This is a genomic window from Cellulomonas endophytica (assembly GCF_004123805.1).
GTDB classification, from domain to species: Bacteria; Actinomycetota; Actinomycetes; order Actinomycetales; family Cellulomonadaceae; genus Cellulomonas; species Cellulomonas endophytica.
Window position 1 is genome coordinate 1 of sequence record NZ_RWJX01000096.1, and the last position, 11,311, is coordinate 11,311.

At 78.0% G+C, this 11,311-nt stretch carries 10 protein-coding genes and 1 tRNA gene; 3 read left to right on the forward strand and 8 right to left on the reverse strand.

All coding sequences use genetic code 11. From position 1 onward, the window contains the following. The 7 genes from EJA20_RS16765 to EJA20_RS16795 form a co-directional block, all read right to left on the reverse strand. A partial coding sequence (locus tag EJA20_RS16765) for a Rho termination factor N-terminal domain-containing protein (RefSeq protein ID WP_205687559.1) occupies window positions 1-274 on the reverse strand: 274 nt, incomplete at its 3' end. A 319-nt stretch (window positions 275-593) separates the two neighbouring features. Beyond that, window positions 594-1,532: a homoserine kinase gene (gene thrB, locus EJA20_RS16770; protein WP_129339682.1), complete on the reverse strand. Its 939-nt coding sequence runs from the start codon at window positions 1,530-1,532 to the stop codon at window positions 594-596. Window positions 1,533-1,537: 5 nt separating this feature from the next. Next, the gene (thrC, locus tag EJA20_RS16775; protein WP_129339683.1) at window positions 1,538-2,629 is read right to left on the reverse strand and encodes a threonine synthase; all 1,092 of its coding nucleotides are present in this window, start codon (window positions 2,627-2,629) and stop codon (window positions 1,538-1,540) included. Further along, window positions 2,629-4,002 (reverse strand): homoserine dehydrogenase, encoded by a 1,374-nt coding sequence (locus EJA20_RS16780; RefSeq protein WP_129339684.1) that lies wholly within the window; start codon window positions 4,000-4,002, stop codon window positions 2,629-2,631. The genes thrC and EJA20_RS16780 overlap by 1 nt, the downstream gene beginning before the upstream one ends. A gap of 107 nt (window positions 4,003-4,109) precedes the next feature. Further along, window positions 4,110-5,471, reverse strand: a complete 1,362-nt coding sequence (lysA, locus tag EJA20_RS16785; RefSeq protein ID WP_129339689.1) for a diaminopimelate decarboxylase — start codon at window positions 5,469-5,471, stop codon at window positions 4,110-4,112. Between the two features lie 59 nt (window positions 5,472-5,530). Then, a complete protein-coding gene (gene argS, locus EJA20_RS16790) occupies window positions 5,531-7,210 on the reverse strand; it encodes an arginine--tRNA ligase (protein ID WP_129339685.1) in 1,680 nt (559 codons plus the stop codon). A gap of 9 nt (window positions 7,211-7,219) precedes the next feature. Beyond that, entirely contained in the window at window positions 7,220-8,488 is a 1,269-nt protein-coding gene (locus EJA20_RS16795) for an MFS transporter (protein ID WP_240675602.1), read from the reverse strand. A 192-nt stretch (window positions 8,489-8,680) separates the two neighbouring features. Here EJA20_RS16795 and EJA20_RS16800 point away from each other — a divergent pair, with 192 nt between their 5' ends. The 3 genes from EJA20_RS16800 (at window position 8,681) to EJA20_RS16810 (ending at window position 10,705) form a co-directional block, all read left to right on the forward strand. Further along, entirely contained in the window at window positions 8,681-9,361 is a 681-nt protein-coding gene (locus EJA20_RS16800; RefSeq protein WP_129339687.1) for a FadR/GntR family transcriptional regulator, read from the forward strand. Window positions 9,362-9,467: 106 nt separating this feature from the next. Further along, window positions 9,468-9,540: transfer RNA gene (locus EJA20_RS16805), tRNA-Arg, on the forward strand. Window positions 9,541-9,856: 316 nt separating this feature from the next. After that, window positions 9,857-10,705 (forward strand): hypothetical protein, encoded by an 849-nt coding sequence (locus EJA20_RS16810; RefSeq protein ID WP_164984039.1) that lies wholly within the window; start codon window positions 9,857-9,859, stop codon window positions 10,703-10,705. 49 nt (window positions 10,706-10,754) lie between these two features. Here the strand turns inward: EJA20_RS16810 and EJA20_RS16815 are convergent. Further along, window positions 10,755-11,311 (reverse strand): GNAT family N-acetyltransferase (locus EJA20_RS16815; protein WP_338068840.1); only part of this gene is annotated, 557 nt, incomplete at its 5' end.

The window sequence follows — 11,311 nt, forward strand, 5'->3', positions numbered from 1 at the left end:
GCGCCGCGGCGGCGCGTGTGGCGCGGCGACGGGCGGGCGGCGCGTCCGCGGCGGCGGTGGTCGTGCCGGTGCGCGCCGCCTCGAGGGCCTGCGGCCGGGGGGCGCCCGCACCGGAGATGGCCTGCACGAGGTCGCTCTTGCGCATCTTGGAGGTGCCCCGGACGCCGAGCTGGGCGGCGAGCGCCTGCAGCTCGGGCAGGCGCATCGCCGCGATGGCGGCGCCGGGGTTCCCTCCGCCGGAGCTGCTCACGGCGGAGTCGACGGTGTCTGTCACGAAGGACCCTTCCCCTCGTCGTCGGCCGCGACGTCTGGCGTCCGGCCGTCCTCCCGGCCCGTGCGGCGCGGGTGGAGATGTGCGGCCACGGCGTGCGGTGACGCACGCGGGTGGCGGGGTTGCTCCCCTGGGGCGGCACCGCCACGGAGCGGGCCCTCCGGGCGATCGCACCGCACCGATCCAGGCGTGAGGCGCCACCGGACCGTGGATCAGGGGGACGCGACGAGGATAACACCGCGTGCTGGACGGTCGAGGGACCGCGCCGCAGATCACCCGTGCGCGTGGCGCGACCGGGTGGGCCGGTCGACGACCCGCCCGGTCAGCGCGGCGGGGGGCCGGCGGGGACGACGTGCCCGCCCCGGTCGTCGACCCCCGGGGAGAGCACGCGCCACCCGCCCATCGCGCCGCCGAACGCCTCCGCCATCGCCACCTCCGCGTCCACGCGGCCGTCCTCGTCGCGCACCCCGAGGGCGAGCACGGTCGGGCCGGCGCCGGAGACGACGGCGGCCACCCCCCGCCGGCGGAGCACGTCGACGAGCGCGAGGGAGTCCGGCATGGCCGCGCGGCGGTACTCCTGGTGGAGCCGGTCCTGCGTGGCCTCGAGCAGCAGCGCGGGCCGCCGGCCGAGCGCCTCGACGAGCAGCGCGGCCCGCGCGAGCTGGAACGCGGCGTCGGCGTGCGGGACGTCGGCGGGCAGCACGGACCGTGCGTGCGCGGTGGCCAGGCGCGCGGGCGGGACGGCGACGACCGGAACGACCGCGGGGTGGAGCGCGAGGCGGACGGCGCCCGGCCCGGGCAGCCAGGCGAGGGTGAGGCCGCCGAGGACCGCGGGCGCGGCGTTGTCGGGGTGGCCCTCGAACCGCGTCGCGAGGCCGAGGACGGTGGCGTCGTCGAGCTCCGGCGGGTCGCCGAGCAGCGCGCGGGCCGCCAGCACGCCGGCGACGACGGCCGCCGCGGACGAGCCCAGCCCGCGGCCGTGCGGCACGGCGTTCGTGCAGCGCAGGTGCAGCCCCGTGCGCGGCGCGCCGACGGCGTCGAACGTCTCGAGGAGGGCCCGGGCCACGAGGTGCCCCTCGTCGGCGGCGACCTCCCCCGCGCCCTCCCCGCTGACCTCGACGGTCACCGCGGGCCGCGCGTGGACCTGCACCTCGACCTCGTCGTGCAGCCCCAGCGCCAGCCCCAGGGCGTCGTACCCGGGGCCGAGGTTGGCGCTGGTGGCGGGCACGCGCACCCGCACGTGCTCCCGGCGCAGGCGCACGCGGGTCAGCCCAGGCCGAGCGCGGCGGCGATGGAGACCACGTCCGCGCTCGTGCGCTCGGGCGTGACCTCGCTGCCGTCGGCGGCCCGCAGGGCCCACTGCGGGTCCTTGAGCCCGTGCCCGGTCACCGTCACGACGACCCGCGCCCCGGCGGGGACCCGTCCGGCGTCGGCGAGCGCGAGCAGGCCGGCCACCCCGGCTGCGGAGGCCGGCTCGACGAAGATGCCGTTCTCGGCCGACAGGAAGCGGTGCGCGGCGAGGATCTGCTCGTCCGTCACGGACTCGATGAGCCCGTCGGACGTGTCCCGCGCGTGCAGCGCCTGCGGCCAGGAGGCCGGGTTGCCGATCCGGATGGCGGTCGCCAGCGTCTCGGGCTGGTCCACGGGGTGGCCGAGCACGATGGGCGCCGCGCCGGCGGCCTGGAAGCCCCACATCGCGGGCGTGCGCGTGGCGACGGCCCCGTGGGCGGCGCCGGCGTCGAGCCCCGCGTACTCCCGGTAGCCCTTCCAGTACGCCGTGATGTTGCCCGCGTTGCCGACGGGCAGCACGTGGATGTCCGGGGCGTCGCCGAGGGCGTCCACCACCTCGAAGGCGGCCGTCTTCTGCCCCTCGATGCGGTCCGGGTTGACGGAGTTCACCAGCTCGACGGGGTACGCCTCCGCGAGCTTGCGCGCCGCGACGAGGCAGTCGTCGAAGTTGCCGTCGACCTGGAGCAGGCGCGCGCCGTGGGCGATGGCCTGGCTGAGCTTGCCCATCGCGATCTTGCCGTCGGGCACGAGGACGGCGCAGACCATGCCGGCGCGGGTCGCGTACGCCGCGGCCGAGGCGGAGGTGTTGCCCGTGGAGGCGCACACGACCGCCTTCGCCCTCCGGTCGGCGGCGGCCGACATGGCGGTCGTCATGCCGCGGTCCTTGAACGACCCCGTGGGGTTCATCCCCTCGACCTTGCAGAACACCTCGGCGCCCACCCGCTCCGACAGGACGGGGACGGGGACGAGCGGCGTGCCGCCCTCGGCCAGAGTCACGACCGTGCGGGTGAGGTGCTCGGGCAGGCGGTCGGCGTACTCGGCGATGACGCCGCGCCACTGGTGGGCCATCAGGCTCCCTCGACTCGCAGGACGGACAGCACGGAGACGACGCGGCGCACGGCGGGCAGGTCCGCCAGGACCCGGACCGTCGCGCGCAGGGCGCCCTCGGTGGTGGTGTGGGTGGTGAGGACGAGCGTCGCGGAGGGCTCGTCGGGGTGCGCCGGGTCGGGCTCGCCCGCGGCGGGGGCCGCCGTCTGCTGCACGGCCTCGATGGAGACGCCGTGGTCGGCGAGCGCGGACGCCACCTGCGCGAGCACGCCCGGGCGGTCCGCGACGAGGAGCCGCACCTGCGCGCGCGTGCGGGCCGCCTCCGCCGGGAGCACCGGCAGGTCGGCGTAGGAGGACTCCACGGGGCCGCGGCCGCCCTGCACGCGGTGACGCGCGACGGAGACGACGTCCCCGAGCACGGCGGAGGCCGTGGGCGCCCCGCCCGCGCCGCGGCCGTAGAACATGAGCTCGCCGGCCGCCTCGGCCTCGACGAACACGGCGTTGAAGGCCCCGCGCACACCGGCCAGGGGGTGGTCCAGCGGCACGAGCGCGGGATGGACCCGCACGCCGATGCCGTCGGGGCCGCCGGAGGGGTCCACGGCCCGCTCGGCCACCGCCAGGAGCTTGAGCGCGTGCCCCGTGCGCGCGGCCCACGCGACGTCGTCCGCCGTCAGACCCGTGATGCCGGTCCGGTCGACGTCGGCGAGGGACACGCGGGTGTGGAAGGCCAGGGAGGCGAGGATCGCGGCCTTCGCGGCCGCGTCGTAGCCCTCGACGTCGGCGGTGGGGTCGGCCTCCGCGTAGCCGAGCTCCTGGGCGGCGGCGACGGCCTCGTCGAGCCCCAGGCCCTCCGTGGCCATGCGGTCGAGCACGTAGTTCGTCGTGCCGTTGACGATCCCCAGCACCCGGTGCACCCGGTCGCCGACCAGGGACTCCCGCACGGGCCGCACGATCGGGATGGCCCCGGCCACCGCCGCCTCGAAGTAGAGGTCGGTCCCGGCGGCGTCCGCGGCGGCGTAGAGCGTGGGCCCGTCCTCGGCGAGGAGCGCCTTGTTGGCCGTCACGACCGCGGCCCCGCCGCGCAGCGCCCGCAGCAGCAGGCCGCGCGCGGGCTCCAGCCCGCCCATGACCTCGACGACGACGTCCGCCCGCTCGACGAGGCCCTCCGCGTCGGCCGTCAGCAGCGCCCGGTCGACGACGGGGTCGCGCGGCGCGTCGAGGTCCCGCACCGCCACCCCGACGAGCTCCAGGGGGGCGCCGACACGCGCGGCCAGGTCCGGGGCCTGCGCACCGAGGAGCCGCACGACCTCCGTGCCGACGGTCCCGCAGCCCAGGAGGGCCACGCGGATCGGCGGGCGGGCGCCCGCGCTCGGGGCGGGCTCGGGTGCGCTCACGGCGGCTGCCTCCGGCGGTGGGAGCCGGCCAGGGGCCGGCGGTGGGGACGGGACGGGTGGACCAGGACGGGGGCCAGGATAGGGGCGCGGTCGGCCGGCCCGGCCGGTCAGCCCACGTCGAGGGCGAGCAGGTCCTCCACGGTCTCCCGTCGCACGACGACCCGCGCGGCGCCGTCGCGCACCGCGACCACGGGCGGGCGCGGGACGGCGTTGTAGTTCGACGCCATGGAGCGGCCGTAGGCGCCCGTCGCGGCGACGAGGAGCCGGTCCCCCGCCCGCACGTCCCCGGGCAGCACGACGTCACGCACCACGACGTCGCCGCTCTCGCAGTGCTTGCCCACGACCCTGGCGAGGACCCCGGGCGCGGTGCTCGGGCGGTCGAGCTCGGCGTGGTACGCCGCGCCGTACAGGGCGGGGCGGATGTTGTCGCTCATCCCGCCGTCGACGGACACGTACGTGCGGACCGTCCCGTCCTCCATGCGGACGGGCTTCACGGTGCCCACGGTGTAGACGGTCAGCCCCGCCGGCCCCGCGACGGCCCGGCCCGGCTCGATCGACACCCGCGGCAGCGGCGTGCCGAGCTCCGCGCACACGGACGCGACGGCGTCGGCCAGCGCCTCGGCCGTGGGGACCGGGTCGAGGGCCCGCTCCCCCGGGAGGTAGGCGATGCCGTAGCCCCCGCCGAGGTCGACCTCGTCGACGAGGGTCCCCGTGCGCCCGGCCAGCGCCGCCCGCAGCCCCAGCACCGCCCGCGCGGCGGCGACGAAGCCGGCCGGGTCGAGGATCTGCGACCCGATGTGCGAGTGGATCCCGACGAGCTCGAGACCGGGGCGCTCGAGCACGGCGAGCAGCGCGACCATCGCCGGGCTGTCGCCGCCGTCGGGGGCCGGCGCGAGGGACAGGCCGAACTTCTGGTCCTCGTGCGCGGTGGAGATGTACTCGTGCCCGCCGGCGTGCACGCCGGTGGTGACGCGGACCATCACGGGCACGCGCGTCCCGGCGGCGTCGGCGGCCGCGGCCACCCGCGCCACCTCGGCGAGGGAGTCGACGACGACCCGCCCGACGCCGGCGGCCGCCGCGGCCCGCAGCTCCTCGTCGGACTTGTTGTTGCCGTGCAGGCCGATCTCCGCGCCCGGCACCCCGGCCCGCAGCGCGACGGCGAGCTCCCCGCCCGTCGCGGTGTCGACCCGGAGCCCCTCCTCGCGCACCCACCGGGCGACCGCCACCGTGAGCAGCGCCTTGCCCGCGTAGTAGACGTCGCAGGTGGTGCCGACGCGGGCGAAGGCGTCCGCGAAGGCCGTGCGGTAGGCCCGGGCGCGGGCGCGCAGGTCCGCCTCGTCGAGCACGTAGGCCGGAGTGCCGTGCTCCGCGACGAGGTCCGCCAGCGGGAGCCCCGCCACCACGACGGTGCCGTCCCCGCCCCGCGCGACGCCCGAGGACCAGGGCTCGCCGCCGACCGCCGTCGGCACGGGGCGGCCCGTGCCGACCGCCGCCCCCGCCGTGGGCGCGGGGACGGCGCCGGGGCCGGTCACATCCGCTCCGGGGCGCTCACCCCGAGCAGCCCGAGGCCGTTCGCGAGCACCTGGCGCGTCGCGTCGTTGAGCCACAGCCGCGTGCGGTGGACGTCCGAGACCGTCTCGTCGCCGAAGGGCGTGACCCGGCGCTGGTCGTACCACTTGTGGTACGCGCCGGCGAGCTCCTCGAGGTAGCGCGCCACGCGGTGCGGCTCGCGCAGCTCGGCCGCCTGCGCCACGACGCGCGGCAGCTCGGCGATCTGCCCCAGCAGCACCGCCTCGCTCTCGTGGTCGAGCAGGGACGCGTCGAACCCGTCCTCCCGGCGCACGCCGGCGTCGGCCGCGTTGCGCCCGACGTTGACCGTGCGCGCGTGGGCGTACTGGACGTAGAAGACGGGGTTCTCGTTCGTCGCCCGCGCGAGCAGGTCGAGGTCGAGGTCGATGCTCTGGTCCGCGGACGAGCGGGCGAGCGCGTAGCGGGCCGCGTCCACGCCGACCGCGTCGACGAGGTCGTCGATCGTCACGACCGTCCCCGCGCGCTTGCTCATGCGCAGCGGCCTGCCCTCGCGCACGAGGTTGACCATCTGTCCGATGAGGATCTCGAGGTTGACGTGCGGGGTGTCGCCGAACGCGGCGCACACCGCCATCATCCGGCCGATGTACCCGTGGTGGTCGGCGCCGAGCATGATGACGACGCGGTCCGCACCCCGCTCGCGCTTGTCGAGGTAGTACGCGATGTCGCCGGCGATGTACGCCGCCTCGCCGTCGGACTTGAGGACCACGCGGTCCTTGTCGTCGCCGAAGTCGGTGGTCCGCAGCCACACGGCGCCGTCGGCGTCGTAGACGTGGCCGAGCTCGCGCAGGCGGGCCACGGCCCGCTCGACCGCGCCGCTCCCGTGCAGCGAGTCCTCGTGGAAGTACACGTCGAAGTGGACGCGGAAGGCGGCGAGGGAGGCCTTGATCTCGGCGAACATGAGCTCGACGCCGCGGGCCCGGAACGCCTCCTTCGCCTCGTCCTCGGGCAGCGTGCGCGGGTCGGGCTCGCCCGCGGCCCGGGCGTCGGCGACGACGCGCTCGGCGATGTCGGCGATGTACTGCCCGCCGTACCCGTCCTCGGGCGCGTCCTGGCCGAGGGAGCGCGCGAGCAGGGAGCGCGCGAAGCGGTCGATCTGCGCGCCGTGGTCGTTGAAGTAGTACTCCCGCGTCACGCGCGCGCCGGAGGCCTGGAGCACGCGGGCGAGGCTGTCGCCCACGGCCGCCCAGCGCACCCCGCCGATGTGCAGCGGGCCCGTGGGGTTGGCCGAGACGAACTCGAGGTTGAGGTCCACCCCGGCCAGCGCGTCGTTGCGGCCGTAGGCCTCCCCCGCCTCCACGACGGTCCGGGCCAGGGCGCCGGCGGCCGCCGCGTCGAGGCGGATGTTGAGGAACCCGGGGCCGGCCACCTCCACGGCGGCGACCCCCTCCGTGGCACCGAGGCGCGCGGCGAGGTCCGCGGCCAGGGCGCGCGGGTTCGTGCCCGCCCGCTTCGCCAGCTGCAGCGCGACGTTCGTCGCCCAGTCCCCGTGCTCGCGCTGACGGGGGCGCTCGAGGTGCACCTCGTCGGGCACGAGCTCGGGGTCGAGCGCGAGGGTGCCGTCCTCGACGGCCCGGACGAGGGCGGCACGGACGGCCTGCGCCAGCTGCTGGGGGGTCACCGGCCCAGCCTACCGAGCGGTCGGCCGGCCCTCGGCGGGCCGTCCACCGGCCTCGGGCACGCGAGCCGCCCCCAGCACCGAGGGCACCAGGCCGGGCCGGCACGCCCACCGCGCGGCGACGACCTGCACCACGAGGACGCCGAGCAGGGCGCCGACGGGCACGGACCAGCCGCGCGTGGCGTCGTGCAGCAGCCCGACGAGCACCGGGCCGGCGGCCGCGAGCGCGTACCCCGTGCCCTGCACCATCCCGGACAGCGCGGCGGTGGTCGCCGGGTCCGGGGAGCGCAGCGTCACGAGGGTGAGGAGCATCGGGAAGGCGCTCGGCCCCAGGCCCAGGAGGACGGCCCACAGCGCGGTCGCGGTCGTCGGCGCGAGCAGCAGCCCGAGGAGACCGGCCGCCCACACCGCGGCGAAGGCCACGACGAGCCCCCAGGGGTCGCGGGCGCGCTGGGTCAGGCGCGGGGCGACGAAGGAGCTCACGAGCCCGAGGCCGGCGAACAGCGCGAGGTACCGCCCGGCGGCGGCCGCGCCGACCCCGGCGTCGACGAGCAGCTGCGGCAGCCAGGCGAACAGCACGTAGGTCGTCAGCGCGGTCGCCGCGAAGGTGACGGCCATCGCCCAGGCGCGCCCCGACCGCCACACGCTGGGCCCTCGCCGGCCGCCGGGCACCGCCGGCAGGACCGCCGCACCCGTGCCCGCACCCGTGCCCGCGCTCGTGCTCGTCCCCGTGCCCGCCCGGGCGCGGCGCAGGACGACGAGCCACGGCACCACGGCCACGACGCCGACGAGCGCCCACACGCCCAGCGCCGGCCGCCACCCCAGCGCCTGCGCCAGCGGCACGACGACGAGCGGCGGCAGCGCCGAGCCCAGGGCCATCGCGACGAGGTACGCCGCCGTGGCGGTGGCCACCCGGTCGGGCAGCCAGCGCTTGACCAGCGGCGGCACGAGCACGTTGCCGGCGCCCATGCCCGCCAGCGCCAGGGCGGACCACGCGAGGAAGGCGCCCGCGCCCGTCGCCGTCGAGCGGCCGACCTCCCCCGCCACGGCCACGGCGAGCGCGGCGACGAGGGCGCGCTCCGTGCCGAGGCGCCGGGCCACCGCCGGCGTGCTCACGCCGAGGACCGCGAACGCCACGGGCGGCAGCGCGCCCAGCAGCCCCACCTGCGCGGGGGTCCAGCCCATGTCCTCGCGCAGCAGGTCGAGGACGGGCGAGACGACCGCCACCGCCAGCCGCAGGTTCAGCGCGGCGAGGACGACGGCGACGAGCACGAGCGGCACGGCGGGGCTCCGGTAGGACGGCGGGAGGGCGGCGGGAGGGCGGCGGGCGGGAGGGCGGCGCGGCCGGTGCGGGCCGCGGACGGAGCGGGTGGCGGTGATCCCACCACCCGTCCGGGTGACACCCCCACCTGGCGCTGCGCGGACGTGCCGGTGTTGACTGCACCGCATGCCGGAGCCGGGACCCTACCGCCCATGACCCGTCGGACCGGTCTCATCGAGGGGGCCGTCGCAGAGCTGCGCGGCCGCATCGTCTCCGGGGAGTGGGCCGTGGGCAGCCGCATCCCGGCGGAGCCCGCGCTCGTCGAGCTCCTCGGCGTCGGGCGCAACACCGTGCGCGAGGCGGTGCAGTCCCTCGTGCACTCGGGCCTCGTCGAGCGGCGGCAGGGCTCGGGCACCTACGTGCTGTCCACGTCCGAGCTCGCGGTCTCCATGGGCCGGCACATGGTCGACGCGCGCCAGCGCGACGTGATCGAGGTCCGGCGCGCGCTGGAGGTGGAGGCGGGCCGGACGGCGGCGCGGCGCCGCGGCTCCACCGAGGCCGCCGAGCTGCTGCGGCTGCGCGACGAGCGGGCCGCGGCGCACCTCGCGGGCGACATGGACCGCCTCGTCGAGGCCGACCTGGCGCTGCACCGCTGCGTCGTCCGCGCCGCCGGCAACCCCCTGCTGCGGACCCTGTACGACAACCTCGTCGACGCCATCGGCGAGAACATCCGGTTCAACTTCGTCTCCGACACGCACGGGCCCGACGCGCACGACGGACTCGTCGAGGCGATCGTCGCCGGCGACGCGGACCGTGCCGTCCGCGAGACGGAGGACTACCTGTCGGAGTTCCTCGACGGGCTGCCCGAGCCCCGCGACGCCGCGTCCGCCTGACGCCTCCCGCGGCCGGGCCCACGGGGCAGCGGGGAGCCGCTCGACGAGGGGGCCGGACCTGCGCCGGGCGGCTGCTAGGCTCGTGCACCGCCGGTCCGCCGGTGCCGCCCGCGTAGCTCAGTGGATAGAGCGTCTGCCTCCGGAGCAGAAGGTCGAAGGTTCGAGTCCTTTCGCGGGCACCTCTCCTCATGCCGGTCCTCCTCCGGGCACCCTCCGGCGGATGACTTCCCCGCCGCCCCCGGACGTGTCCCACGTCACGTCGACGCGGCGCGGCCGTCCACGGCAGGCTGGCGCAGCGCACCCGGGTCGACCGGCCCCGACCGCCGGGCGCCGCCCGGACGCCCGGCCCCGGAGGTCCTCATGGCGCGGCGACCGCTCCCGCCGGCCCGAGCGACGCTCGCCGCCGCCCTCGTGGTGCTCCTGGCCGCGTGCGGCGCGGGCGCCACGGCGGCGCCGACCACGGTGCCGTCACCCCCGCCCGCCGGTCGGGGCAGCATGCCGACCGTCCGGGAGCCCGTCGTCGTCCCGCCGGCCCCGACCTTCGCCGACCCCGCCGAGGCGGACCCGTCGGCCGGCACCGGCACCGCCGCCGAGTCCCTCCTGCCCACCGCGGAGGCCCTCGCGGCCCTGTCCCCCGCGGAGCTCGTCGCCTGGGCCGGCCAGCCCGTCCGCGTCGCCCTGCCCGCCGCGGGCACCTGGCGCAGCCTCAGCGTCGGCCTCCAGCTCTCCGCGGACCCCGCCGGCGGGGCCCGGCTCGAGGGGCTGGAGGCCGACCTGCTCGTCGAGACGCCCGAGGGCGTCGACGCCCTCGTCGCCCAGCAGGTGGCGGCGCCGCCCCCGGGAACCAGCGTGCTCGACGTCGTCGAGGCCGACGACGACGGTCGGCGCACCGTGTCCGTCCTCCTGCGCACCGCGGGGGCCTCGGCCGACTCCGTCGACGTCGTCGCGCGACCCGAGGGCGGCAGCCTCCTGCACGTGCAGCACCTGCCGCGGCGCGACGACGGCGGCCCCGACCTCACCGAGGAGCGCGTCCTCGGCCTCGTCGAGCGCCTCACCGCGGGCTCGGCGCCGCCCGACTGGCCCACCCGTTTCGCCCGGCTCACCCTCGTGCAGGGCGCCGCCCCCGTGGTCATGGTAGCGTGGTCGGCTCCCGGCCTCGACGTGGCCGCGGCGACCGCCGCCGCGCGGGCGGCCTTCCCGCACCTCGTCCTGGAGCCCGAGGTGCCGGGACCGCACCGGACCACCGCGGACTTCACCTCACCGTCGCTGGGCGCCGGCGGCCTGCTGTCCGTCAGCACGGAGAGCGACGGGACCACGCGCGTCGAGCTCGAGGCGCGCGGCTGACCGGGGCCCGGCCGGCTCCGCGGCCGGCCTCGGCGGGGGCTCGCGCCCCTCAGGCCCCGGGGACGGTCTGCAGCAGCATGACCACGTCGTCGTGGGCCTGGCCGCCGACCACGTAGGTCCGGGTGCCCACCTCGACGAAGCCCCGCCGACGGTAGAAGGCGCGGGCGCGGGCGTTCGCGACGTTCGTCCCGAGCCACACGGGACGGGGCCCGAGCAGAGCCGCGGCCCGCTCGAGGCCGGCCGTCACGAGGGCGCCGGCGGTGCCCGTGCCCTCCTCCTCCAGGTCGACGTAGGCCTTGGACAGCAGCACGGCGGGAGCGGGCACGGGGGCGGGCGGCCGCTCGTCGGCGAGCAGGAGCGCGTAGCCCGCGGGACCGCCGGCGCGCTCGGCCAGGAGCAGCACCGCGCCGTCCGCCACGGCCCAGGCCGTGAAGCGCTCCGCGGTCAGCTCCGTGACGACGTGGCGGGCCACGGCGGCCGGGTCGGTGCCCGGCGGGCAGGCCCGCGGGAAGGTGCGGGCGGCGAGGGCCGCCAGCGCCGGGGCGTCGGCCGGCGCCGCGGCGCGGACCGCGGCGGGGCCCGTCCGGCCGTCGCCCGCGGCGCCCG